This is a genomic window from Clostridium sp. NkU-1 (genome assembly GCA_001312405.1).
In genome coordinates, this window is record BBDR01000011.1 from 82,615 (window position 1) to 108,941 (window position 26,327).

The 26,327-nt window shown below is 44.3% G+C and carries 19 protein-coding genes and 10 pseudogenes; 20 read left to right on the forward strand and 9 right to left on the reverse strand.

Features of this window, described 5'->3' with window-relative positions; translation table 11 throughout:
* Window positions 1-491: 491 nt before the first annotated feature.
* The 5 genes and pseudogenes from JCM10519_RS16410 to JCM10519_RS16425 all read left to right on the forward strand — a co-directional run bounded on the left by JCM10519_RS16410 (window position 492) and on the right by JCM10519_RS16425 (window position 3,930).
* Window positions 492-968 carry a 2-thiouracil desulfurase family protein gene (locus JCM10519_RS16410; protein WP_054740513.1) on the forward strand — a complete coding sequence of 159 codons (477 nt, stop codon included), beginning with the start codon at window positions 492-494 and terminating at the stop codon, window positions 966-968.
* Window positions 969-988: 20 nt separating this feature from the next.
* A pseudogene (locus JCM10519_RS16415) lies at window positions 989-1,571 on the forward strand (hydrolase).
* A 134-nt stretch (window positions 1,572-1,705) separates the two neighbouring features.
* Window positions 1,706-3,013, forward strand: coding sequence for an aspartate kinase (locus JCM10519_RS16420; protein WP_054740514.1), 1,308 nt, complete (start codon window positions 1,706-1,708; stop codon window positions 3,011-3,013).
* Window positions 3,014-3,200: 187 nt separating this feature from the next.
* Window positions 3,201-3,413 (forward strand): hypothetical protein, encoded by a 213-nt coding sequence (locus JCM10519_RS30895; protein ID WP_347844485.1) that lies wholly within the window; start codon window positions 3,201-3,203, stop codon window positions 3,411-3,413.
* Window positions 3,397-3,930, forward strand: coding sequence for an SIS domain-containing protein (locus JCM10519_RS16425; RefSeq protein WP_347844486.1), 534 nt, complete (start codon window positions 3,397-3,399; stop codon window positions 3,928-3,930). The genes JCM10519_RS30895 and JCM10519_RS16425 overlap by 17 nt, the downstream gene beginning before the upstream one ends.
* A gap of 87 nt (window positions 3,931-4,017) precedes the next feature.
* Here JCM10519_RS16425 and JCM10519_RS16430 read toward each other — a convergent pair.
* The 9 genes and pseudogenes from JCM10519_RS16430 to JCM10519_RS16470 form a co-directional block, all read right to left on the reverse strand.
* Window positions 4,018-5,641: pseudogene (locus tag JCM10519_RS16430) on the reverse strand (alpha-glucosidase).
* A gap of 16 nt (window positions 5,642-5,657) precedes the next feature.
* A pseudogene (locus JCM10519_RS16435) lies at window positions 5,658-6,488 on the reverse strand (carbohydrate ABC transporter permease).
* A pseudogene (locus JCM10519_RS16440) lies at window positions 6,489-7,323 on the reverse strand (sugar ABC transporter permease); the annotation flags it as partial.
* Window positions 7,324-7,422: 99 nt separating this feature from the next.
* Window positions 7,423-8,673, reverse strand: coding sequence for an extracellular solute-binding protein (locus JCM10519_RS16445; protein ID WP_347844487.1), 1,251 nt, complete (start codon window positions 8,671-8,673; stop codon window positions 7,423-7,425).
* A 192-nt stretch (window positions 8,674-8,865) separates the two neighbouring features.
* Window positions 8,866-9,291: a helix-turn-helix domain-containing protein gene (locus JCM10519_RS16450; protein WP_054740516.1), complete on the reverse strand. Its 426-nt coding sequence runs from the start codon at window positions 9,289-9,291 to the stop codon at window positions 8,866-8,868.
* A gap of 49 nt (window positions 9,292-9,340) precedes the next feature.
* On the reverse strand, window positions 9,341-10,315 hold the full coding sequence (locus tag JCM10519_RS16455) for a response regulator (RefSeq protein ID WP_054740517.1): 975 nt from the start codon (window positions 10,313-10,315) through the stop codon (window positions 9,341-9,343).
* Window position 10,316: 1 nt separating this feature from the next.
* A complete protein-coding gene (locus tag JCM10519_RS16460; protein ID WP_054740519.1) occupies window positions 10,317-11,267 on the reverse strand; it encodes a histidine kinase in 951 nt (316 codons plus the stop codon).
* A complete protein-coding gene (locus JCM10519_RS16465; protein WP_054740521.1) occupies window positions 11,240-11,689 on the reverse strand; it encodes a hypothetical protein in 450 nt (149 codons plus the stop codon). The genes JCM10519_RS16460 and JCM10519_RS16465 overlap by 28 nt, the downstream gene beginning before the upstream one ends.
* The gene (locus JCM10519_RS16470) at window positions 11,632-12,135 is read right to left on the reverse strand and encodes a hypothetical protein (RefSeq protein WP_054740523.1); all 504 of its coding nucleotides are present in this window, start codon (window positions 12,133-12,135) and stop codon (window positions 11,632-11,634) included. The genes JCM10519_RS16465 and JCM10519_RS16470 overlap by 58 nt, the downstream gene beginning before the upstream one ends.
* A 169-nt stretch (window positions 12,136-12,304) precedes the next feature.
* Here JCM10519_RS16470 and JCM10519_RS30900 point away from each other — a divergent pair, with 169 nt between their 5' ends.
* The 15 genes and pseudogenes from JCM10519_RS30900 to JCM10519_RS30930 all read left to right on the forward strand — a co-directional run bounded on the left by JCM10519_RS30900 (window position 12,305) and on the right by JCM10519_RS30930 (window position 26,311).
* Window positions 12,305-12,664 carry an AraC family ligand binding domain-containing protein gene (locus tag JCM10519_RS30900; protein ID WP_347844488.1) on the forward strand — a complete coding sequence of 120 codons (360 nt, stop codon included), beginning with the start codon at window positions 12,305-12,307 and terminating at the stop codon, window positions 12,662-12,664.
* Between the two features lie 109 nt (window positions 12,665-12,773).
* Window positions 12,774-13,019: a hypothetical protein gene (locus tag JCM10519_RS30905; protein ID WP_347844489.1), complete on the forward strand. Its 246-nt coding sequence runs from the start codon at window positions 12,774-12,776 to the stop codon at window positions 13,017-13,019.
* A 290-nt stretch (window positions 13,020-13,309) separates the two neighbouring features.
* A pseudogene (locus JCM10519_RS16480) lies at window positions 13,310-14,973 on the forward strand (alpha-glucosidase).
* Between the two features lie 319 nt (window positions 14,974-15,292).
* Window positions 15,293-16,903: pseudogene (locus JCM10519_RS16485) on the forward strand (PTS transporter subunit EIIC).
* A gap of 12 nt (window positions 16,904-16,915) precedes the next feature.
* Window positions 16,916-18,247: pseudogene (locus tag JCM10519_RS16490) on the forward strand (6-phospho-alpha-glucosidase).
* 176 nt (window positions 18,248-18,423) lie between these two features.
* Entirely contained in the window at window positions 18,424-18,597 is a 174-nt protein-coding gene (locus tag JCM10519_RS30910; RefSeq protein ID WP_347844490.1) for a hypothetical protein, read from the forward strand.
* A gap of 26 nt (window positions 18,598-18,623) precedes the next feature.
* Window positions 18,624-18,962 (forward strand): aldo/keto reductase, encoded by a 339-nt coding sequence (locus JCM10519_RS30915; RefSeq protein WP_347844491.1) that lies wholly within the window; start codon window positions 18,624-18,626, stop codon window positions 18,960-18,962.
* On the forward strand, window positions 18,904-19,455 hold the full coding sequence (locus tag JCM10519_RS30920) for an aldo/keto reductase (RefSeq protein WP_347844492.1): 552 nt from the start codon (window positions 18,904-18,906) through the stop codon (window positions 19,453-19,455). Before JCM10519_RS30915 ends, JCM10519_RS30920 begins: the two co-directional genes overlap by 59 nt.
* An 11-nt stretch (window positions 19,456-19,466) precedes the next feature.
* The gene (locus JCM10519_RS30925; RefSeq protein ID WP_347844533.1) at window positions 19,467-19,649 is read left to right on the forward strand and encodes a hypothetical protein; all 183 of its coding nucleotides are present in this window, start codon (window positions 19,467-19,469) and stop codon (window positions 19,647-19,649) included.
* A 32-nt stretch (window positions 19,650-19,681) separates the two neighbouring features.
* Window positions 19,682-21,235: a polyphosphate:AMP phosphotransferase gene (pap, locus tag JCM10519_RS16500; RefSeq protein WP_054740525.1), complete on the forward strand. Its 1,554-nt coding sequence runs from the start codon at window positions 19,682-19,684 to the stop codon at window positions 21,233-21,235.
* 121 nt (window positions 21,236-21,356) lie between these two features.
* Window positions 21,357-22,614: pseudogene (locus JCM10519_RS16505) on the forward strand (NAD(P)/FAD-dependent oxidoreductase).
* A complete protein-coding gene (cmk, locus tag JCM10519_RS16510) occupies window positions 22,611-23,306 on the forward strand; it encodes a (d)CMP kinase (protein WP_054740527.1) in 696 nt (231 codons plus the stop codon). Before JCM10519_RS16505 ends, cmk begins: the two are co-directional and overlap by 4 nt.
* Window positions 23,297-24,145: pseudogene (gene ispH, locus JCM10519_RS16515) on the forward strand (4-hydroxy-3-methylbut-2-enyl diphosphate reductase). The gene cmk and the pseudogene ispH overlap by 10 nt, the downstream one beginning before the upstream one ends.
* Window positions 24,126-25,224, forward strand: a pseudogene (rpsA, locus tag JCM10519_RS16520) (30S ribosomal protein S1). Before ispH ends, rpsA begins: the two co-directional pseudogenes overlap by 20 nt.
* Window positions 25,225-25,315: 91 nt before the next feature.
* Window positions 25,316-26,311: a hypothetical protein gene (locus JCM10519_RS30930; RefSeq protein WP_347844493.1), complete on the forward strand. Its 996-nt coding sequence runs from the start codon at window positions 25,316-25,318 to the stop codon at window positions 26,309-26,311.
* The last annotated feature ends 16 nt before the right edge of the window (window positions 26,312-26,327 follow it).

Genomic DNA, 26,327 nt, shown 5'->3' on the forward strand with positions numbered 1-26,327 from the left:
CATTTTTTTTAACAATACTATTTTATATAATTTTATCAAAAAATGGCGTTTTTATTTCTGCTTCCACAGACATTTTAACATATAAATAATATAAAAACAATTCATATTCCATGAAAATATAAAAAATTTTTAGTTATATACAAAAAAAAGTTAGAACAGCCGCTTTTTCGCTTAAATAGGAGGTTTCATCCATTTCATTTATAGAAAATATCTATAAGTAAAGCCGGGAAAATAAGGCAATTTTTACTGTTATCAACCTTTTTTTTATATATACTGAAAAAAACATTTCAGGCCTTAAAATTATTGCAAATTTTGTTTCATATGATATAATAAATAGAATAAGAAAAGAGGTCCTCTGGGTTTTTACCTGGAGGATGTTTTTTTACACAAAGGTGTAAAAACCTTTAATATTTTTAGAGAAATAAACAGGAATCGTTTCTATATGGTGCGGTAATTCATTTTGATACACAGGATCTAAAAGGAGGCGGAAAATGAGCGGAGAAAAAGAAAACATATTGGTAAGCGCCTGTCTGCTTGGAATTAACTGCCGCTATGACGGCGGAAACGGCAGGCAGGAAAGCCTGATCGGGCTTATGGATAAATATAATTTCATACCAGTCTGCCCGGAGCAGCTTGGGGGCCTGGGAACGCCCAGAGAGCCTGCAGAGCAGCTTGTTTGCGGTGAAAACGGGAATCATCATAAGATCCGTGTGATGGACCGGTCAGGAAAAGATGTGACGGACAGCTTTTTAAAGGGAGCAGAAGAAACCTTGAAGCTTGCCAGGCTTTATGGCTGTAAGCGGGCGATTTTAAAGGAGCGTAGTCCGTCCTGCGGTCATGGGTCCATTTATGATGGGACGTTTTCAGGGACAAAGGTTCCGGGAAGCGGTGTGACCGCCAGGCTTTTGGAAGAAAATGGAATCCTGGTATCAGGAGAAAGCGGCCTAGGGTCCATGGGCAGCAAATAGGAAAGGAGAAAAGAGAGGCTATGAAAACAGCAATCACAAGACAACAGGCACTGGAGTTACTTAAGAAATATAATAAGGAACCGTTTCATCTGCTTCACGGTCTGACCGTGGAAGGGGTGATGCGCTGGTATGCAGGAGAAATGGGATTTGGGCCAGAGGAAGAATTCTGGGGAATCGCAGGACTGCTTCATGATGTGGATTTTGAACAATTCCCGGAAGAACACTGTACAAAGGCTCCGGAGCTTCTGGCAGAAATCGGAGCGGAGGAAGAACTGATCCATGCCATATGCAGCCATGGCTACGGCATCTGTTCCCAGGTAAAGCCGGAACATGTGATGGAAAAGATCATGTTTGCAGCGGATGAACTGACCGGGCTCATCGGAGCGGCGGCCAGGATGCGTCCTTCAAAAAGCGTTATGGATTTAGAAGTCTCCAGCCTTAAGAAAAAAATTCAAGGACAAGCGGTTTGCAGCAGGCTGTTCCAGGGAAGTGATCGCATCAGGCGCAGAAAACCTGGGCTGGACGCTGGAAGAGCTGTTTGAGAAAACCATCCTGGCAATGCGTTCCTGTGAGGATGAGATCAACCGGGAAATGGAAGAGTAAGTTTATGCAAAATAATGGAAAATTATACATGAATTAAGAAAAATACTTGACAGCTGATAGCAATTAGGATATTATTTCCGTTAAATATGTAATAATAACCTGTATCAGAGGAGAAATGCGTATGAAAAAAAGTTGTGAAATTCGGAGGAAGCTCTTTAGCCAGCGCAAAGCAGTTTAAAAAGGTTGGCAATATCATCCGCGGGGACAAGAGCAGACGGTTTGTGGTGCCATCCGCGCCAGGCAAACGGCATGACAAGGATGAAAAGGTGACTGATCTGTTATACCATTGCTATGACGGGGCAGCAGATGGAAAAAGCTATAAAAAGATTCTGGAAAAAATCAAGGAACGCTATATGGAAATAATTGACGGACTTAATCTGAATTTGAATCTGGATCATGAGTTTGAAACCATAGAAGAAAATTTCCTTAAAAAGGCCGGACGTGATTATGCGGCTTCCAGAGGAGAATACTTAAATGGAATGGTGATGGCAGAATTTTTAGGCTACGAATTCATTGACGCGGCTGAAGTAATCTTCTTTGATGCAGATGGCAGTTTTAATGCGGAGCTTACCAATACAGAGCTTGGTGAGCGCCTGGAGCATGTGGAGAGAGCGGTGATCCCCGGCTTTTACGGATCAAAGCCGGACGGAACCATAAAGACCTTTTCAAGAGGCGGTTCCGATATAACAGGCTCCATTGTTGCAAAGGCCATTCATGCGGACATGTATGAAAATTGGACGGATGTTTCCGGTTTCCTGGTTGCGGATCCAAGGATCATTAAAAATCCGGAGGTCATTGAGACCATTACATACCGGGAGTTAAGAGAGCTTGCCTATATGGGAGCCAGCGTCCTTCATGAGGATGCCATTTTCCCGGTGAGAAAAGAAGGAATTCCCATCAACATCAGGAACACCAATAAGCCGGAGGACCAGGGGACTCTGATCGTGGAGAGCACCTGCAGAAAGCCTCATTATACTATTACGGGAATTGCGGGTAAGAAGGGCTTCTGCTCCATTAACATTGAAAAGGCCATGATGAACGCTGAAGTTGGTTTTGGGAGAAAGGTGCTGGAGGTATTTGAAAAGTACGGCATTTCCTTTGAGCATATGCCGTCTGGAATCGATACCATGACGATTTTTGTCCATCAGTCGGAATTTGAAGAATATGAGCAGTCCGTTATCGCAGGGATCCACAGGGCGGTAGAGCCTGATTTCCTTGAGATGGAATCAGACCTTGCGCTGGTCGCTGTGGTAGGCCGTGGCATGAAGGCGACCAGAGGGACTGCCGGAAGAATCTTTTCGGCCCTTGCCCATGCCAGGGTAAACGTTAAAATGATCGACCAGGGGTCCAGTGAACTCAACATCATCATTGGCGTGAAGAACAGTGATTTTGAGGAAGCGATCAAGGCAATTTATGATATATTTATCTCGACAGAGGTTTAAGTCAGAAAGACAGGCTGAAAGGAAGTACCTGACAGCCTGTCTTTTTTCCTGTGTACTTAAAGTGTGCAAGTGTGTAGCCTGAGGCTGGGGTGCAGTCTGTGATTTCCTGTCCATGGAAGAATGGAATGAATGATATTGACAGCAGGGGATATCATAAAGGCGGAAGGGAATAAGGTGAGGGGATTATATGAAATTTGACGTTTATAAACTGGCGGATAAATACAAGCTGACAGATACGGAAACCCAGATACTGAATTATATTTTGGAAAATAATCAGCAGGTACTTCATATGGCAGTGCGTGAAGTTGCAAATCAAAATTTTGTATCTGCTGCAACGATCATTAAATTGTCAAAAAAAGATGGGATTTACCGGATATACGGATATGATATACCGTCTTAATTTCATGATGACAAGTCATAGGAAAAGTAAAGAAAGGCTGTCGGACATCACCAGCTTTATCAACGATATACCAGATGGAATATTAAATGATTTTATGTACCAGCTGAAAATGCACAGAAATGATATAATTTTAGTATCAGCTACCGGATTTTCCTCTCCATTGGCGGAATATGTGGAGCGCAAGCTTTTGGTGACCGGTTTTCGGGTTATAAAGACCAATGCTTATGCAGTATATGATAAGAACCGTCTTGGTGCATCACTTGTTATCGTGGTTTCTAAAAGCGGGGAGACAGATACCATTGCAAAACTTGTTAACTATGCAAATGAAAGCCAGGTGGATATCATTTCCTTTACAGGAGAACAGAGCAATTATATTGGGCGTTCCTCTACAGTGAATATTCCGATTCTGGATGACAAGACCCTGGATGACCGGAATCTGCAGTCCAATTATTTTTATGCAAGGGTGATTGTGGTATTTGAATATTTAATGAGCCAGGTGTTAGAAGAACTGAACTAGTGTGCGCTGGAGAAGCCCAGGCGTGGAAAGAAATAAGAGCGTGCTGCAAAACCATTTTTTTAATAGTTTTGCAGCACGCTCTTATTTTTAATTCCTGATCAGATACATTCTGGCTTCATACGGCCTGAGCACATCTGCCAGGCTTCATCCGTATAAGAGCTGATCAACTGCTTTTTCTCACGGTCAAGCTCTTCAGGCAGGTGCAGATGAATCGTTTTATCGAAAAAGTTACATATTACAAGTAAAGTAGTTCCTTCCAGCGTACGGGTATAGGCAAATAGGTCGGGATCCTCCGGCATCAGGAGCTGGTATTTCCCATCTACGAATACATCATAGGTTTTTCTTAACCGGATCAGCTTCTGGTAAAGGTAAAAAAATAGAGCTTTCATCTGCCATTGCGGCCTCTGCATTAATTTCTGAATAGTTTGGATTTACCTTAATCCAGGGGGCTCCATCTGTAAACCCAGCCTCTCTGCCGTTATTCCACTGCATCGGTGTTCTCGCATTATCCCGGCCTTTTGCATAGATAGACTTCATGACATCTGCTTTTTTATATCCGGCTTCGGTCCGTTCTTTATATATATTTAAAGTTTCGATATCCCGGTAGTCTTCCATATCATATCTTACATTGGTCATCCCAAGTTCTTCGCCCTGGTATATATAGGGAGTACCTTGCATTCCATGAAGGAGTATTGCCAGCATTTTGGCAGATTCTATTCGATATTCCTTATCATTTCCCCAGCGGGATACAATTCTCGGCAGATCATGGTTGTTCCAGAACAGGCTGTTCCAGCCTTTGCAGTAAAGGGATTCCTGCCAGGTGGATAAGGCACGCTTTAATTCCAGGAATGGAAGAGGAGCTAAGTCCCATTTTTCTCCGCCCTTTATCTGGTCAAGGCAGATGTGCTCAAACTGGAATACCATGGAAAGCTCACTGCCATCCGGATTGCTGTAAAGTACGGCATTTTCTGTATTTGCACTCCATGCTTCCCCTACCGTAACAAGATCTCCTTTCTGAAAGGTCTCCCTGCTTAACTCCTGTATATATTCATGGAGCTTTGGACCATCTGCTGTGATCATCCGGTCCGGTTCCTTGGCAACACAATCAATGACATCCAGCCGGAATCCGCCAACTCCTTTTTCCATCCACCAAAGGATCATGTCCCGGATTTCCTGGCGCACCTTTGGGTTATCCCAGTTAAGATCCGGCTGCTTTACTGAAAACTGATGGAAATAGTATTGCCCCAGTTCCGGAACCCACTCCCAGGCCGAGCCTCCAAAAGCAGCTCTTAGTCCATTTGGAGCAATTCCTTCCACACCATCCCTCCACACATAATAATCATGATAGGGATTATCCTTACTTTTTTTTCGCCTCCATAAACCATGGATGCTCATCGGAAGAATGGTTTAAAACCAGGTCCATGATAATGCGGATGCCCCGCCTGTCTGCTTTTTTAATCAGCTCTTCCATGTCTTTTAGGTTCCCGAACATGGGATCAATATCCTGGTAATCGGATATATCATAACCATTGTCATCCTGAGGGGAACAATAGACTGGGGAGAGCCAGAGAGCATCGACTCCCAGTTCTTCCAGATAATCAAGCCTGGAGATAATCCCTTGAAGGTCTCCGATCCCATCACCGTTGCTGTCTTGAAAGCTTCTGGGATAAATCTGATATACAACCGCTTGTTTCCACCATTTTCTGTCCATTTTTTTCTTCCTTCCCTTAAGCTTTTACAGAACCGCTTGTAACTCCTGCGATGATCCATTTCTGACAAAAAAACATATACAGCTAAAACTGGCAGCAGCACCATTATATACGATGCAAAGGCAAGATTATACTGTGTAGAGAACTGGCCTTTAAACACATACTGTGCCAGCTGCAGGGTTTGCTGGCTTGCATCGCTTAACAAAACCAGGGGCATCAAAAAGTCATTCCAGGTCCACATAAAGGACAGGATCGCTACCGTGGCGCTCATTGGCTTAAGAAGCGGAAATATAATGCGCCAAAAGGTCTGGATCGTATTTGCCCCGTCAATCCTTGCCGCCTCCTCTAAAGCCACAGGCAGGGATTTGATGTATCCTGAATAAAGAAATGTATTCATGGGAAGTCCAAAAACAATATAAATTAATGTGATGCCATAGATGTTATCCAAATGAAAGGAGGAGGCCTGTTTTACCAGGGGAAGCATAATCACATTAAAAGGGATAAACATGGCGCTGATAAAATAATAATACATGAGATTGAAAAACCTGCTTTTATCCTTATTTCGTACAATGGCATAAGCGCCATGGAATTGGTCAGGATGGTAAACACCAGATTGATGCTTGTGATAAAAAATGTATTAAGGAACTTCCTGGGGTAGTCGGTAAGCTTCCAGGCATTGGAAAAATTCTCAAAGTGCAGGGAAGCCGGAAGGGCTAATATATTTTCCATATCTGACGGTGATTTCAAGGCAATTACCACAGTAATATAAAGAGGGCCAAGAATAACTAAAACAGCGATTGCTGCCAAAAGGATTGTCAGGAGCCAGTTGGTCTTTTCTTTTCCTTCCATTAGTTCATTTTCGCCTCCCTTTTTTTCTAATATCTTCAACTGTAATACGGAAATTGCCGCCACGACCAGGAATAAAATAACGGCATTGGCTGACTGATAGGCAAACTGCCCGCCGTCAAATCCTCTCTTATAGATCAACATGGAGATCGTAGTGGTTGCGGTTCCAGGCCCTCCCCCTGTCATTGCCATAATCTGGTCAAACGCCATAAGAAAGCCCTTGACACTTAATACCATATTGATGGTAAAAAAAGGGGCAATTAACGGGAAGGTGATCTTGATAAACCGCTGGAAGCCAACGGCGCCGTCAAGGTCGGCTGCGTCATAGATATCCTTATCCACCGTCTGAAGGCCGGAGAGATATATCATGATGTTAAAGGCCATGGATTGCCAGACGGTTACAAACAAAACCCCCAGCCATGCTTTGCTGGTACCAAGGATATTTACGCTCAGCCCATGGATGCCCGCCGATCTTCCGAACCCTGGAATGATATTGCCAAAGATAAAATTAAATACAAAACCGATGATCAGCGTTCCCAGCATATATGGCAGGAAATACAGCGCCTTTAAAAGGTTCTTCCCCAGAATCCTTCCGTTGAGCCCGCATGCCAGCGCCAGGCTTAACACGTTGACAAGGACAGTGGCGGAAAGTGCAAACTGAAAGGTAAAGCCATAGGCCTGCTTGATGGAAGGATCCTTAAAAAAACTGAAGAAAATTTTTAAGCCCGATAAATTCCCAGTTCCCATAGCCCTTCCAGTTGGTAAAGCTGTAAAAGATACCCTTTAAAAAGGGGACCGTATGGAATAAAAAGAATAGTGCTGCCATGGGAACTACCATAAGATAGAACGCTGTACTGATATGGTTATTTCTATGTTTTTTTTCAACGCGTTATCCTCCTTTTTCCAGGCTTACTGGGTATTGAGGATATCATATTGTTCATCGCATTTTTTTCAGTGTTGCGGCTATATTTTCGCTTTCATCCATACCATTTCCCCTGTTTAAAAAGAATTCGGATAAAATTGAGGACAGATTATAGCCGTTTGGATAATAATGATCTACAAAATCCGTAACCTTTCCATCTGCAATATCCTTTGCCAGGCCAGCCACCGAAGCATCTTCCTGCACAACGCCTTCTACCGGTGAAAATGCAAACTGCTCATTTATATAAAGCTGGCTGTTTTCCGGTTCCAGCATAAAGGCCACAAAACGCTTGGCAGCTTCCGGGTTTTTGCATTGGTTTGTCACCATAAGCATGACATCGATGCCGGATACAACCTTGTTTTTACTCTTATCATTGGTTGCCGGATAAGCAAACATATCAAGATTGATGGATTCATTGGTCTTTTTGATTTCCGGTACGGTCCACACGCCGTTAATCAACATTGCGGCTTCGCCATTGGCAAAGCTGCGGTTGCCGTCATCATAGGAAGTTCCCATAAAATCTGTCTGGGCATAATTCACCAGCTTGCTGTACTTTTCCAAAACTTCTTCATGGGTGCCTAAAAAGGTTGCCGTTCCTTCTTTTTTTGCATTTAAAAATCCTTCAGGCTGTGTTGCCGGTGCCAGGGAGTTCCAGGATGGAAGGATGGTCCAGCTATCCTTAAAGCTTAACTCAAAGGGCTGGATGCCTGCTGCGGTCAGCTTTTCGCATACCTCAATTAATTCATCCCAGGTTTCTGGAATTTCAACCCCTGCTTTTTGAAACAGATCCACATTATAGATAATTCCGGAAGCATTGGAAGCAAATGGGATACCGTATGCCTTTTCCGCTTTGTCCCCATTGATATCGTAGACCATCTGCATATAAGAACTGTTTATGGTCTTTAAAACCTCCTGGTCACTTAAATCCAGTAAGATCCCTGCTTCTGTAAGTTCCGTATAGATGTTATCACCACCATAGGCGATGATATCCGGTAAATCATCCTTGGTCATCCTGGTTTTTAATACGGTTCCAGCATCTGCCGGGGAATTGAGGGTGACCTGGACATCAGTATTCTGTGTGTTAAATTTGTCCACGAGCTTTTGCATGGTGGATACATTTTCCATTTTTGAAGAGAAAAATTCCAGTTGTGTAACTCCGGAATCAGCGCTCTTGCCTGAGTTATTGCCTGCTCCGCTGCATCCTGCAGCCAGCATCACTGCCATGGAACAGCTCAAACCAACTGCCAACATTTTTTTCGTTTTCATATACATCATCTCTCCCTTTCTGTTTCCTGATTATTTGGTAACACCAGTATACAAAAAAAATCGTGTTTCCATATATAAGGTATCTGAGATGTTTCGTAAAACATTTTTTACCTTTTTTCTTCCTGGGCGCGATATTGCTCAGGGGTCATCTGGTAAAGGCGTTTAAAGGTGTGGATAAAATAAGAGGTATCATTATACTACATAATCGGCAATTTCATTTATTTTAAAGACCGTATTCTTTAAAAGCTCCTTTGCCCGTTCCATGCGGTAGGCGATTAAGTATTTGGAAAAATTCATCCCTGTTTCCGATTTAAACAGACGGCTTAAATAACTGGAATTCATAAAATACTTGTGGGCTGCCAATTCATTTAAAGAAATCTCGTACCGGAAGTTTAAGGATACGTAATTTTTGATATCCTCGATGATGCCTCCTTTTTCCACCTGGGAGCCGCAGGTGTTTTCCAGGATTTTAAATATATACCGCTCAAGCTCCTGTCTGGTCCGGAACTGGTAAAGGTCTGATTTAAAGGAAAATAAAAGATACCGGTTTACATCTTCTGATTCAGAAGGAGCCTCTCTGCTGCAATAGGCTCTGCTGATAACAGAAAAGATCTGCATGATACCGCTGTATAAGGAATATACATTCCAGCTTCCCTTCCCGCATTTTTCAAAAAAACTGACGGAGAGCAGCCTCTGCCTGCTGGTAGCTTCCCTTCATCACACTTTCGTAAACAGCAAGCTCCTCCTGCTGGGTCAGGATCTGTTCCACGGAAAGTTCCGGTTCATATTCAAACACCCTGGTTTTTTCATCAAGCAGTCTTCCATTGATGGCATAAACGCAGTCCCGGTAAGCGTCCCCAAGCAGTTCTTCCCCTTTGTAAATCCTGCTGATTCCGCAGGTGATCTCCATGTCCCATTGGGGCAGTTTCTGCTTCAGCCGGAGTAAAAGCTTTTTATCCCACAGCACCTCCTGACTGCCAAACCTCATGGCAATCACCTCGTCCGGCTGCTGGAAATAAAAGACCTGGATATTGGTATGATCGGAAGCGGCCTCCAGAAAATCTGACAGCCCTTTTGCGTCTTCCCGGCTCATACGCTGTTTCCCTTGTAATAAGAGCATCTGGTAGGAGTGTTCCTTTAGCTGGCCGCCGCACAAATTACGGAAGGTATCCATCAAAGCCCGGTTTGCCAGAATGCCGGAGATATTCACATATTGGAGGGATTCCTGCAAAAGCCTCCGGTCCACCTGCTTTTCAAGCTGCATTTTCTTTTCTTCCCTGGCTTTTGTAATATCCCATATGGCCTTTTCCAGTTCCTCCGGCTTTACCGGTTTGGTAAGGTAATACCTAACTCCATACTTCATCGCTTCCCTGGCGTAGTTAAAATCCGAGTAGCCGCTTACAATCATTACATCGGTTAAGGGACAGTGTTCTTCCACATATTTTGCAAGGGACAGCCCGTCCATCTCCGGCATACGGATATCGGTTATGACAAGATCTGCGTCCTTGCCTGCAAGATAATCTGCCGCCTGTTTCCCGGTTTCGGCTTCCAGGCATATGGTTATATCCATATTGATGTTAGTTAAAAGCTTAACGAGCATTTTTTTTGCATAATATTCATCCTCTGCAATGATGATCTTCATTCTATCCCTCCTTATTTCTCTTTATCTGCATATGAATGCAGGTAAAGCTTCCGTACTGGCTTTCCACCACAATTCCGCAATCTTCTCCATAAAAGTTTTTAAGCCTTGCATTTACATTGGCAAGCCCGATGCCTGTTCCATCTTCTCCCAACAGGGTGTTGGCTTTGGTATTGCATAATGCATGGTTTAATTCATCCACCTTCTCTTTTGGCATACCGCACCCGTCATCGTATATGGAGATCAAAAGGTAATCTTCTGAATCCGCTGATACGGAGATCTTTAAATAATCCTGGTCCCGTTTTGCCTTAAACGCATGCTGAATGGAGTTTTCCACAATGGGCTGCAGGATGAATTTAATAACTCCGTTATTTTCGTATTCCACGGGGATATCATACTTTACGGCAAAGCGCCCGGGGAAACGGATGGACTGGATTCGAATATAGTTCTTTAACTGAATCACTTCATCCTTTAGGGTTACAAAATCAGTTCCCTTTATGTTATAGCGGAACATATCCGACAGGCTTTCAGTAATTGCAGGGATTTCTTCAATTTCTTCCAGCCTTGCAATGGCTGTAACTGTGTTCAGCGCGTTATATAAAAAATGGGGATTGATCTGGAACTGTAGCATTTTAAGCTCTGCCTGCTTTTGATTTAACTGCATAATATACAGCTTGGTAATGCTGTCATTGATCCTCTTTCCCATTTCATTATAGCTTTCAATTAAGTTGCCGATTTCATCCTCCCTGGACTCTAATCCTTTTAAAAGCTTTACTTCTCCCTGCCTTGCCTGGTTCATGGTTTCTGCCAGTGCCTTAATAGGCCGGCTGACCTGCTTGGATAATATGAGGCTTAAGATTCCGGCTGCAGTCAGGATAAGCATCACCCATGCCATGACATTTAACATACTTTCCATACTGGTGTTGATCAGCAGGTGTTTTGGGATATACTGCACCAAATACCAGCCGGTGGATTCATTTTTTTTAAAACAGCGGCAATACAGAGAGTATTATTTAGATAAAGCTCCCCTGATCCCTTTCCCGAGGCGTCTATCTGCTCCAGCTGGGGAAAGGTTTCCTGTTTTTCCTTTTCTAAAAGGTCGGTCTCCAGGTTGATGTAGGCGTTTCTGGAATTATAGATGACCTGGTTTTTGTGTATAATGGCAAAGGAGGATGCCAGCCCGTCAGCTGCATCAATGGAATTAAAATCTTCTGCAATGGAACCAAAATCCAAGTCTGCCAGCAGATATCCATAGGTTTTATACTCGCCGATATCCGAAAGCTGGTAGTATACCGTTACCAGGGAATAACCGGTATTCCCTATTTTCTGTGGGTAAGGGATTGTATAGCATTTCTGGCTCTTTGTTTTCCAGTCCACACCTTCGATGGTCCTCCATGCGTTTTTATATAATCCTCTGATATATTATTTATGCTGCAATAGGTGTCGCCTGCAGATGTCAGGATGGTTGTTCTTTGCACATGGGGATTGATGACCGTGAGCATTTTAAGAACGTTCTGCATATAATACTCTCTTTCATAACGGTCTTCGGGAGACATTTTGCTGACTTTTTCATGGAGTATGACATTGACCTTGGGATCGATCAGATGCAGAAGATTTAGGGAGCTGTTATTTCCCATGACAATATCTAAGTTCATGTTTTTCTGCTGGTTAGACTGTTTCATGTATTCGATGTTATAGGTAAGGGCCGAAGAAACCCCTTGAATATAGCAGATGGCAAAAGTAATCACGGTAAACAGCAGTAAGAGCAAATAGGTAAGCAGTATCTTGGATTGAAAAGATAATCTGCGGAATCGTCTGATCATAATATTCCTCCTGGTAATCTGGCTTTTGTTATGCTATTAAGTGTACTATAAACATTACCTCTTGAACAGTATGCTTTTACTTGAATCCGTTTCCCTTCCTGTGTTATGATACACGTAAAATACATCTGTTTAAATCATGCGTAAAAGCGGCCGGGAAATGAGGATAATCATGAATCCAGAGATAAAATCCAAATTAAAAGAGGGGCGTCCCCATGGCACCAGTTCCTTCCCCTGCGGGATATATCGGACACAGTCGGCTCAAAAGGGAATTATAGTTAAGCATCACTGGCATGAAGAAATTGAGATCATCCACTTTATTAAGGGGGATTTTCGCCTGTTAGTGAATATGGAGTCCTATGAAATCAAGGAAGAATGTATTTTTTTTGTCAATCCAGGGGAGCTTCATGGAATCATCAGTGAATCCAAAAGCTTCAATGAGGAGCATGCCATTGTGTTCCAGCCTGGGCTTCTTAGCTTTGAGGCTTATGACTCCGCTCAGATGTACCTGCTCAATCCTTTAAAAAAATAATGAGCTTTCCTTTCCAAGATGTCTTTATCCAGATCATCCGGCTTATGCTTCCGTTCTGGATTGTTTTACCAATGTGACTGATTCCTTTGAAAGAGAGGAGGGCTTAGAGATGCAGGGAGAGGTTGGAAGAACCGTTATCTCCCAGCTTCAGATAAAGTCATCGCTAATTAAAATGCTTGCTGTTTTGTACAAATTCCGCCTTTTTTCTGATTCTTACCGGGATACAGACACACGGGTGGAACTGATCAAGACCTCCATTACTTTTATAAGAAATCATTACAGGGAAAAGATTTATATCCGCGACCTTGCTTCCCTTGTCAATATGAATGAACAGTACTTCTGCCGCTTTTTTTAAAAAGGCCCTTGGAAGGACTCCCACCGAATACATCAATGATTACCGGATCCGGAAGGCGATTTCCCTGCTTGAGACCACCGACCTTCCGGTCATGAACATATGCCTGGATTCCGGTTTTTTTAACCTTGGGAACTTTTTGAAAATATTCCGAAGGTATACCGGCACCACGCCCCTTCGATATCGGAAAGAAAAGTCAAAATAGTGTATTTTTTTAATCATAGAATCGTAAGACAAAACCTGTTTTGAGCAGTAGAATAAGGCTACTACAAAAAAAGAGAGGTTGACATACGATGACTAAGAAATGGTGGCATGATAAAACCGCTTATCAGATTTATCCGAAAAGCTTTCTGGATACCAATGGGGACGGCATTGGAGACTTAAAAGGGATTATCCGTAAATTGGATTATTTGAAGGATTTGGGTGTGGATATCCTGTGGCTTTCCCCAATCTACGTTTCCCCTTTTGCGGATCAGGGATATGACATCGCTGATTATTACAACATAGACCCAAGGTTCGGGACTATGGAGGATATGGAAGAACTCATTGAAAAAGCGAAAGAAAGGGAGATGTATATCGTCATGGATCTGGTTGTCAACCATTGCTCTGACGAGCATGAATGGTTTAAAAAGGCGTGTGCCGATCCGGATGGCGAATATGGAAACTACTTTTATATCCGTGAGAAAAAAAGACGGAAAGTCACCTACCAACTGGCGTTCTTACTTTGGGAATTCTGTGTGGAGCGATATTCCCGGTACCAATAAGCAGTATCTCCACTCGTTCCATAAAAAGCAGCCGGACTTAAACTGGGAAAATGAAGCAGTCCGGGAGGAAATCTATAAAAATATTAATTGGTGGCTGGATAAAGGCCTGGGCGGTTTCCGGATTGATGCAATCATTAATATAAAAAAGGCCTTTCCCTTTCAGGACTACGAACCAGACAGGCAGATGGTTTATGCAGCATCCAGGAAATGCTGTCCAATGCCAATGGAGTGGGTGAGTTTTTGGGTGAGATGCGGGACCGCTGCTTTGTCCCCCATGATGCCTTTACTGTTGGAGAGGTATTTGATGAAAAGCCGGAAGAATTAGAATCCTTTATCGGCGAAAATGGTTACTTTTCCAGTAAATTTGATTTTAATGAGACCATATTCGGCGGAAGTGAAAAGGCTGGTACGATTGCCAAGGGATTACTCCGGAAGATTATAAGCATTGCTGCTTTGCAGCCCAAAGGCATGTGGGCACTGCAGGATTTTTATCCAACATCATTGAAAACCACGATGAGCCGAGAGGGGTCAGCCATTACCTTCCGGCAGGAGACTGTACCCTGGAAGCCAAAAAGATGCTTGGCGGACTGAATTTTATGCTCCGGGGGATCCCCTTTATTTATCAGGGACAGGAAATCGGAATGGAAAATACTGTTTTTTCCAGCATTGACGAAGTAGATGACATTGCCACCCTTGATCAATACCAGACCGCCCTGGAGGCAGGGTATACACCAGAAGAGGCCCTTGGCATTGTAAGCCGCTACAGCAGGGATAATGCAAGAACTCCCATGCAGTGGGATGCATCGGCCAATTCAGGCTTTACAGAAGGAACACCCTGGCTAAAGGCGAACCCTAATTATAAGGATATTAATGTGGCTGATCAGATTTCTGATGATAATTCGGTTTTCATGTTCTATAAAAAGCTGATTCAGTTAAGGAAACATCCCGAATGGAAGGAAACCATAGTCTATGGAACTCTGGAACCTGTTCTTGAGGATGAAAAGAATATTATGGCTTACTGTCGGAAAGGGCCAAAAACACTCCTTATCATTGGAAATTTTCAAAAAGATGCAAAGGAAGTTACTCTTCCCCGGATGCCAAAGACAGTTTTGATCAATAACTGCCAGGAAGTGTCATTTGATGGGGCCAGGATACATTTAAAGGGCTGGCAGTTCCTTGTAATGGAAATTTGATCACTTTTTAACCGAATCCGGCAGGGCCGCGCAGTGGCCCATTGGTCATTGCGGATATCCGCTTGACAACGTGAATAAAGGGCAGCAGAAGAGAAGAGCGTTGACACTCATTTCATTATAAGAATTGAGTATCAACGCTTTTTTTATACCTTTTACCCGATCTGGCACCAAAATATATTATGAACATGAGTAAATTTGTTCACTATATGGTCAACATGTTGGGAATGATGCAGAATATATTTTGATTTGAATTCAAGTATGATAGAATCTCACCACAGGTAATTACCAGTGAAAACAAATATGTATGGAGGAATATGAGATGAAGGATAAAGTAGTAAAAGCCATGCAAAGCTTTTCGAAAGCGATGATTGGACCAGTATTATTTTTACCTGTCGTAGGTATGTTGATTGCCTTAACGGCGATCATGACCAATACCGCTTTTGTTTCTGAAGGCGGGCTGATGTGGACTGTGGGGAAATTTTTTTAACAGCATGCTGAATTCGATTATGGGGAATTTAAGCATTTTATTCTGTGTGGGAATCGCAAATGGTATGGCAAAAAAGAAAAAAAGCAGATGCATCATTCGTAGCTTTGATGTCATATATCATGTTTTTAGGCTCTAACAGCAAGTGGCTGGAGCTGTCAGGAAAGATGGTGGAAGGGGCCACTGCCGGCGCCTTATATGGTACGGGCCAAACCATTCAGTTGGGATTCCATGTAACAGATATGGGCGTGTTTCTTGGTATGATCATCGGTGTTCTTGTGGCTCTGGTTCACAACAAATACTGCGATACCGAGTTTAAGGGTGGATTCGCACCTTATGGCAACAGCAAGCTTGTTTACATGATCATGATTCCGGTCATTGCAGTATTAAGCATTGGCGTGACTTATGTGTGGCCGGGCGTTGCAAACGGAATATCCGCATTGACCGGTTTTATGAGTACGGCAGGGGCAGCCGGCGTATTTGTATACGGATTCTTAAACCGGTTTTTGATCCCAACCGGATTGCACCACTTAATCTGGTCACCGTTTCTTTACTCAGCAGTCGGCGGACAGGCGGTGATTGGCGGGGAAAATGTTGTTGGTGCAAAACCCATCTTCCTGGCGTTATTAAGTGATCCGACAGCCGGAATGATGCCGGATACCAGCCGCTTCTTAACCTATGGCCTTATGAAAACATTTGGTATCATTGGTGTGGCATTGGCTTTCTACGTGACTGCCAGGAAAGTGAAAAAAGCGAACTTAAAGGCCCAGATGATTCCGGCTACTTTAACTGCAGTGATCGCCGGAATTACAGAACCCCTGGAATTTACTTTTATTTTTGCAGCTCCGTTATTATGGCTGGTATATTCTGTTCTGGATGGATTTTTTTCAGATGGTAGTCTATTTGATCGGTGTCCGCGTCTGCGCCACCAATGGGATCCTGGATTTCCTTGTGTTAAATCTTCCGGCAGGAATCAGCAGAACCTTATGGCCTTTGTATGTGCTGGTTGGCCTTGTGGAGATCCTTGTGATTTTCGTGGTCTTTAAGTTTATGATTGAAAAGTTCAACTTAAAGACTCCGGGACGTGAAGATGACGATACGAATGCGGCCTTGAATTTAAACGCCAATGCAGCAGCAGTGAAAAAAGAATTAAAAGCAAAGCAGTCCGCCAGCGGAGAGACTGCGGAAGACAGATTGAACCAGGGCAGGATCATCGTGGAAGCCTTAGGCGGAAAAGAAAACATTGTAAGTCTGGAAAACTGTTTTTCCAGGTTAAGAGTGGAAGTTACAGACAGTTCAAGGATTGATGAAGAAGCATTAAAGGGCACCGGAGCAGCCGGTATCATGAAAAAGGGAAATAATGTCCAGGTAGTATATGGGCTCACCGTTTCCAAAATGAGAACCCTGGTAGATGATGCATTGGAACAGATGGATTCACATAAATAAGGAGGTAAAGCTATGAACAAAACATTTAAATTAGTCATCGTAGGCGGAGGCAGTACTTATACACCGGGAATTGTAAAGAGCCTGCTGGATCAGAAGGATCAGTTTAAGCTTTCAGAATTAAGGCTTTATGATAATTTCAAAGAACGTCAGGACAAAGTAGGAGTTCTGGTAAAAAAGGTTATTGAGATGTTTGATCCGGATGTAAAGCTGGTTCTTACAACGGATCCCAAAGAAGCATTTACGGATGCAGATTTTATCTTTGCCCAGATGCGGGTAGGCTTATATCATATGAGAGAGCTTGATGAAAAGATCCCCTTAAAATATGATGTGGTCGGCCAGGAAACATGCGGGCCAGGCGGTCTTGCATATGGCCTTAGAACCATCTATCCCATGGTAGAGATGATCGATTATTGTGAAAAGTATGCAAGTAAGGAATACTGGATCGTAAACTATTCTAACCCGGCAGCCATCGTTGCAAAAGCAATGCATAAGCTGCGGCCAAATGCCAGAATCTTAAATATCTGCGATATGCCGGTAGCGATCATGAGAAACATGGCGAACATTTTGGATTGTGACAGAAAAGACATTGTGCCGGATTACTTTGGATTAAATCATTTTGGCTGGTTTACAAAAATCCGTGTGGGAGAAGAGGACCGTACCGAAGAGTTAAAGGCTTATGTAAGAGAACATGGTTATATGCCGCCAGATGAAAGAAGTGAGGTACGCCATAATGATGCATCCTGGAAACATACCTTTGACAATGCAAAGAACTTAATGAGAATGTTCCCGGACTATCTCCCAAATACCTATATGCAATACTATCTGTTAGGTGATGAGATTGTAAAACATGCGGATAAGAACTATACAAGAGCCAATGAAGTTATGGATGGAAGAGAAAAACGGATCTTCCAGGCAGTGGAACAGTTCGAAGCAACTGGAGAAATTGATATGACTCCATTTTTTTACCGGCGTTCATGGAGAATTTATTGTGGAAGTGGCTATGAGCCTAGCATATAATTTAAAGAAACGCCATCTGGTCATGGTCATGAACAATGGTGCCGTTAAAAATTTACCAGACGATGCATGGTAGAAATTCCCTGCTATATTACCAAGGAAGGACCGGAAGCCACCAGAGTAGGGGAAATTCCGACTTTCTATAAAGGTATGATTGAACAGCAGGAGGCCAGTGAAAAGCTGATCGTAGAGGCGGCAATTGAAGGAAGCTATGATAAAGCATTAGCAGCATTTACGTTAAATAAGACCATACCATCAGCGATGGTGGCAAAACAGATTCTGGATGAAATGATTGAAGCGAATAAGGATTACTGGCCAGAGTTAAAATAAGATAAAATATCATGACAATCTGATTCTGATATTTAAGACGAGGGGAGTCTGCAGTGCGCCGCGGTATACTGAAATTCAGTATTGCCGCGGCGCTTTTGTATTTTGTCTATGAGCCACAGACCGCACTCACGGGCATCATAACAGCGGCAATGAGATTTTCCGCATAAGCCGGTGATTTGTCGGCCGAATTAAGAAAAAAAGTCTTTGGTGCAGGATTGAAGTATGATAAAATAAGGATAAGCAGGCTGGCAGAAAAAGCTGCAATACATATTATCCGGAGGAAGATTATGCAGTATCGTGATTTTGGAAAAACAGGAATTAAGGTATCGGCTCTTGGGTTTGGAGCATGAGGCTTCCGATCCTTCAGGAAGAACAGGTGGATGAAAAACGGGCGGTATCCATGATCCGCCATGCCATTGATGAAGGGGTCAACTACATTGATACGGCATATCCTTACCACCAGGGAGAAAGCGAAAGGATCGTGGGAGACGCTTTAAGGGATGGCTACCGGGAGAAAACATATCTGGCTACCAAATGTCCGGTATGGAAGCTTGAAAACCCCGGTGATTTTGATGAGGTGTTAGAGGAACAGCTTAAAAGGCTTCAGACAGACCACATTGATTTTTATCTGCTTCATGCTTTAAGCAGGGACCGCTTTGAAGATAAGGTCAAAAAAATTCGATCTTATAAAACGAATGGAAAAGGCCAGGGATGAAGGAAAAATAAAATATATTGGATTTTCCTTCCATGATTCATACGATGTGTTTCAGGATATCCTAGATTATTATGACGGATGGGATTTTTGCCAGATTCAGTATAACTACGTGGACTTAGAGCATCAGGCCGGAGTTAAGGGACTAAAGGCTGCAGCGGACAAGGGACTTGCCGTGGTGGTCATGGAACCGCTTCTTGGAGGAAAGCTGGCTGATCCTGCGGATCATGTTAAAAAGGTATTCCCTGAGGAAAAAGGGGCTGTGGAATATGCCCTTGATTTTTTATGGGACCAGCCAGAGGTGAGCCTTCTCTTAAGCGGAATGAGCGACGAAAAGCAGCTTGAGGAAAATCTGGAATTTGCAGACCGCAGCCATATCGGAATGGTTACGGATGATGAAAAACAGGTCTATAAAAAGGCAAAGGAAATCTTTGATTCCATGGCCCTGGTAGCTGCACCGGATGCCGTTATTGCCTCCCCTGCCCCTTTGGCTTAGAGATCCCGGAGATTTTCTCTTATTATAACATGACTGCCGCCCATAAAGAGAGCGAGGCAAAGGCCGGATACGAGGCCATGGGGGTAAAGGCGGAAGGCTGTAAGGCATGTCATCACTGCGAAAAGGAATGTCCGCAGATGATCAAGATCAGTGAGGTCATGCCAGAGGTGGCTAACGTGTTTGCAAAGCTTTAGGCTTAACGGTTTAGACAAAGGAGGGACGGTTTATGCTGGAGAAACTTGATTTATCAAAAAAAATGGACAAGGCAACCTATAAAAACACAATAAAGGAGCAGAGCGAAAGGCTGGGCCTTTTGCAGCGGGAGTGCAGGGAGGCAGGAATTCCTGTCATGATCGTGTTCGAAGGCATGGGAGCATCAGGAAAAGGAACCCAGATCAACCGCCTGATTCAGGCGCTGGATCCCAGAGGCTTTGATGTATATGCCAATAATAAATCAACGGAAGAGGAACGGATGCGCCCGTTTTTATGGCGCTTCTGGACCAAGCTTCCGGCTCAGGGCAGAATCGCTCTCTTTGACAGAAGCTGGTACCGGCAGGTGACCATTGAACGGTTTGAAGGAAAGATCCCGGAAACAGCCATGCCGGAGGCCTTTCATGACATTCAGTCCTTTGAGCGGCAGCTGACCGATGACGGTATGGTCATCATAAAGCTGTTCCTCTATATTTCAAGGGAGGAACAAAAAAAGCGGTTTAACAAACTGGAAAGTTCCAGGGAGACAGACTGGCGGGTGACAAAGGAAGACTGGCGGAGGAATAAGGAGTATGGCCGTTATCTGGCAATCTGCGAGGAATTGCTTGAAAGGACAGATATGGACTACGCCCCGTGGACCATCATCGAAGCAACGGACAAGGATTTTGCCTCTGCCAAGATCGTGACCCAGGTGGCGGACTGCTTGGAGGATGCCCTAAGGCAGCGGGAATTAAGGGGAGAGAGAAAGGAAAAGGAAGTACCGGTCCGCTCTGAGAAATACCAGAACGGAGTCTTATCCGGCGTGGATTTGACAAAGACCATAACAAAGGAAGACTATAAAAAGGAGATGGACCGGCTATGGGAAAAGCTGGAAGCTCTTCACAGCCAGATATACCGGTTAAGAATTCCGGTAGTCTTAGGCTTTGAGGGCTGGGATGCGGCAGGAAAGGGCGGGGCAATCAAACGCCTTACCAGCCATTTAGACCCCAGGGGCTATAAGGTGTACCCCACAGCGGCTCCCAATGACCTAGAACGGGTCCATCATTATCTGTGGCGTTTCTGGAACCATGTGCCAAAAGCAGGCCATATCGCCATCTTTGACCGCACCTGGTACGGCCGGGTCCTGGTGGAGCGGATCGAGGGCTTTTGCAGCGAGAACCAGTGGAAGCAGGCTTACCAGGAAATAAATGAAATGGAAAACCACATGGCAAATGCCGGAGCCGTAGTCATTAAATTCTGGCTCCATATCGATAAAGAGGAACAGGAAAAGCGCTTTAAGGAGCGGCAGGAAAATCCGTCAAAGCAGTGGAAGATCACGGAAGAGGACTGGAGAAACCGGGAGAAATGGGATCAGTATGAATCTGCGGTCAATGAGATGCTGGTGCGGACTTCCACTACCTATGCTCCCTGGGTGGTCGTGGAGGGAAACTGCAAATATTATGCCAGGATCAAGGTGTTAAAAACCGTTGTGGAGGCTTTGGAAGCAAAGATAAAAGAAAGAACGCTCAGCGGGCATTCCTGTATGTATGGCCTGGGAAGCAGGCAAAAAAATGAAAAGAAAAATTCATGACCGCTTGTTTTTTTCGCTCTTTTTCGTGTAAAGTAGAAAAATGGTGAACAAAGGCAGGAGGGAAAACCTCTGCAGGGATACCTTTATGCCCAAGTAGCATGGGCGGAAAAGAGGAAATTGCATGAATACGGTTTTGATCGTGGGCGGTGGCGCTGCAGGGATGCTGGCTGGAATAGCAGCAGCCATGAAGGGCAGTACCGTCCACATTTTTGAGAAAAATGAAAAACTTGGAAAAAAAAGTCTATATCACCGGCAAGGGGCGCTGCAATGTGACCAATGCCTGTGATACTGAGGAGCTGTTTGGAAACGTAGTGACCAATGCTAAATTCCTTTACAGCAGCTTTTATGGCTTTACCAATTTTGATATGATGGACCTTTTAGAAGAGCTTGGCTGTCCTTTAAAGACAGAGCGGGGCAACCGGGTATTTCCGGCATCCGACAAGTCTTCGGACGTAATAAAGGCTCTTACAAAAAGGCTTTTGGAGCTTGGGGTTTCCATCCATTACCGCGCCCAGGCGGAGAAGCTTTTGATGGAAGACGGCAGACTTTCAGGACTGGTTTTAAAAGACGGTGGAAAAAAAACAAAGGTATACGGAGATGCTGTAATCGTGGCATGCGGCGGATTGTCCTATCAGGCAACCGGTTCCACAGGAGACGGCTATGAGCTGGCAAAGGAAGCCGGCCATACGGTCACCTCTCTTTCTCCTGCCCTGGTGCCCTTTGTGGCAGAGGAACCGCTGGTAAAGGAGCTTCAGGGCCTGTCTCTTCGCAATGTGGAGGCTTCCATTTTAAATGGGAAAAAGGTGGTTTATAAGGAATTCGGGGAAATGCTGTTCACCCATTACGGGGTCAGCGGTCCGGTACTTTTAAGCGCCAGCAGCTATGCGGTAAAGGAACTGAAGAAGGGGTCCCTGACCCTTTCCATTGATTTAAAACCGGCTCTTTCCGACGAACAGCTTGATGCCAGGATCTTACGGGATTTTGAAGAGGCTGCAAATAAGCAGTTTAAGAATTCCCTGGAGCATTTGTATCCTTCCAAGCTGGTGCCTGTCATGGTGGATGTAAGCAAAATTCCGCCGGAAAAGAAAGTCAATGAAATCACCAGGGAAGAACGTCAGCGTCTTGTCCGGGCAACCAAAGGCTTTGTTCTGACGCTTACAGGACTTCGGGGCTACAATGAGGCCATTATCACCCAGGGCGGTGTTTCCGTTAAGGAGGTAAATCCCTCCACCCTGGAATCCAAGCTACTTCCAGGTCTTTACTTTGCAGGAGAAGTGCTGGATCTTGATGCAGTGACCGGAGGCTTTAATTTACAAATTGCCTGGTCTACCGGCTGGGCGGCCGGAAGTGCGGCCGGAGAGGAGAAATTCAAAGGATGAAAAAGGTTTATAATATAGCGATCGACGGACCGGCCGGGGCAGGAAAAAGCACCATTGCCAGGTCTGTTGCAGAAAAACTCAACTTTGTTTATGTGGACACGGGAGCCATGTACCGTGCCATGGCACTGCATTTTTCAAGAAATGGGATACCGGCAGGCGATGAGGAAGGGATTTCCCGGTCAGCGAAAGAGGTGAATGTGACCATTTCCTACGAAAATGGAGTGCAGCAGGTGATTTTAAACGGGGAAAATGTTTCCGGACTGATCCGTACAGAAGAAGTCAGCGCCATGGCTTCTTCGGTTTCCGTCTATATGCCGGTGCGAAATAAGCTGGTGGAGCTTCAAAAGAACCTGGCCTTAAAAGAAAATGTCATCATGGATGGCCGTGATATCGGAACCTGCGTGCTTCCAGGGGCTGACCTAAAGATATATTTAACGGCCAGCAGCCTGGTCCGGGCAAAGAGGCGGTATGAGGAGCTTAGGGCAAAGGGAGAGGAATGCAGCCTGGAGGACATTGAAAAGGATATCATTGAACGGGATTACCGGGACATGAACCGGGAGAATTCTCCCCTTAAGCAGGCGGAGGATGCGGTCCTTGTAGATTCTTCTGCCATGACCGTTCCTGAAGTGGTGGACCGGATCCTTGAACTTTTTCATGAGAGAAAAATGGAAGGAGGCAGCCTGTGGAAGTGATTGTTGCCAAAACCGCCGGATTCTGCTTTGGAGTAAAGCGGGCGGTGGAACAGGTTTATGAACAGCTAAAAAGAGATGACAAGCCTATTTATACCTATGGCCCCATCATCCATAACGAGGAAGTGGTACGTGATCTGGAGGAAAAGGGAGTAAGGGTCATTCATTCGGAGGAGGAGCTTGAGACGATCAGGCTGGAGTCGTTGTCATAAGATCCCATGGAGTAGGGAAACATATTTATGAGATCATGGAACGAAACGGGATCGAGATCGTAGACGCCACCTGCTTATGTGAAGAAGATCCACAGGATCGCCGAGGAGCAGAATCAGGCCGGCAGACGGCTTATTATTATCGGCAATGAAAACCATCCGGAAGTAGAAGGTATTAAAGGCTGGGGAAATGACAATACTTTAGTGGTGGAAACACCCGAGCAAGTGGAAGGATTACCTCTATCGGAAGGGGAAAAGCTGTGTATTGTATCACAGACGACATTTAATTACAATAAATTTCAAGATTTAGTTGAAAAAATTTCTGAAACGCGGTATGATATACTTGTTTTAAATACGATTTGCAATGCAACACAGGAAAGACAAGTGGAAGCAAAGCGGATAGCTTCAGAAGTGGATGCCATGATTGTTATAGGCGGAAAAAGTAGTTCCAATACCCAGAAGCTGTACGACATATGCCGAAGGGAATGTAAGAATACTTACTATATCCAGACACTAGGTGATTTAGATCCTGATTGTGGAAATTCTGTGCGCAGCGTAGGTATTACAGCCGGGGCTTCAACCCCGAATTATATTATCGAGGAGGTTCATACTAATGTCAGAATTAAGTTTTGAACAAATGTTAGAAGAATCATTGAAAACTATACGTACAGGAGAGATCGTCACTGGTAAAGTCATCGACGTAAAGGAAGATGAAATCGTCTTGAATATAGGTTACAAGTCCGACGGCATCATTCCGCGTAGTGAGTACACGGATGACCAGAATTTAGATCTTACAACTGTTGTACAGGTTGGAGAAGAGATGGAAGCCAAAGTCATCAAGGTAAACGATGGCGAGGCAGGTAGCCCTGTCTTACAAGAGATTGGCAGCAGACAGAGGCAATAAGAGATTAGAAGAAGCATTTGAAAACCACGAGGTACTTATTGCAAAAGTTGCACAGGTACTTGACGGTGGTTTAAGTGTGGTTGTAGAGGGAGCAAGAGTCTTCATTCCTGCAAGTCTGGTTTCTGATACTTATGAGAAGGATTTATCCAGATATGCAGATAAGGAGATTGAGTTCATTATTACTGAATTCAATCCTAAGAGAAGAAGGATCATCGGCGACAGAAAGCAGATCATGGTTGCCAGAAGAGCCGAGCTTCAGAAGGAATTATTTGAAAGAATCCATGCAGGCGATGTAGTAGAAGGTACCATCAAGAATGTAACCGATTTCGGCGCATTCATTGACCTTGGCGGTGCTGACGGTCTGCTTCATATTTCTGAGATGAGCTGGGGCAGAGTAGAGAGCCCAAAGAAAGCTTTCAAGGCTGGAGAGAAAATTAAAGTCCTGATTAAGGATATCAACGGTGATAAGATCGCCCTTAGCTTAAAGTTCCCGGAGACAAATCCGTGGAAGGACGCTTCTTCAAAATATGCAGTAGGCAACGTAGTAAGCGGAAGAGTTGCACGTATGACCGATTTCGGCGCATTTGTTGAGCTGGAACCAGGCGTGGATGCACTGCTTCACGTATCCCAGATCTCCAAGGAGCATGTGGATAAACCTGCTGACGTTCTGGCTATCGGCCAGGAGATCGAAGCCAGAGTGGTTGATTTCAACGAAGGCGAAAAGAAGATCAGCTTAAGCATCAAAGCACTTCAGTCACAGGATGAGTCTTTATCAGAAGATGGGACAGTATATTCTGACGAAGTTTAAGCATAATAATAGACAGAACTAACTGATAAGGAAGTGGAGAGATCCACTTCCTTTTTAGTTTGAAAAACCTGTAAAAGAAGAGAGGGATAAAATGAAAAACAGGATCAAGTTCTGTCTGGCAGCCATTGTAATGCTGTCTTTTCTCCTATCCGGGTGCGGGAAGAAGATGGAGACACAGCCAGAGCCAGAGCAGACAGCGGCCCAGCCGGTTAACGTTCAGGGGGAAGCAGGAAGCGCTGCAGCGGAAAATTCAGATGGGGTGAGGCTGGAGGACGATTATTATGATTATATGAACCAGGATACTCTGGATCAGGTGGAGATACCAAGGGATTCCGGCGGCTGGAGCTATTTTTATCAGTTAGAAAAGGATTCCTATGAAGTTCTTGAGGGAGTGCTTGAGGAGGCAGTAAAGAACCGGAAAGAGGCAAAACCAGGTTCTCTGGAGCAGAAAATTGCGGATCTGTATTTATCGGCCATTGATATGGAAGGGCGTAAAAAAGCAGGTTTTGGACAGCTTCAGTCCTATTTGGACCAGGTGAGAAATGCCTCTGACATCAATGAGTATTTAAAGGCTGTAGGAAGTATTTATGGGGATCTGGGAGTCAGCAGCATTCTCATGACACAGTGGATGGAAGACATGAAGGACTCCAGCCAGTATGCCCTGTATGTGGATGGGGCGGATCTGGGGCCGGGAAAGGAAACACTGGAGGATAAGACACAGGCAAAGCTCATGGAGCAGTATGAAGACTATATCGGGCGGACTTTGGAATATACGGGACAGAGCCGTGAGGAAGCAAAAAAAGCCGCCTCTGAAATCCTGGCATTCCAAAAGGATCTGGCTAAAAGTGCCCTTCCCTTGAGCCAGCAGGGTGACCCTGATATCATATACAACCCTTATTCCATGAAGGAAATAAAAGCCCTGCTCCCGGAAGGCGCTGCAGATTCTTATCTTGCGTCAGCCGGGCTGTCAGATGTTGATTCCGTAGTTGTGACCCAGAAGGCTCAGATGGAAAAAATCGGCCGGTATCTGACAGAGGATCATCTCCCTGTTTTAAAAAAATTATTCCATATTCAGCCTGGTAAGTGATTTCGCACCTTATCTC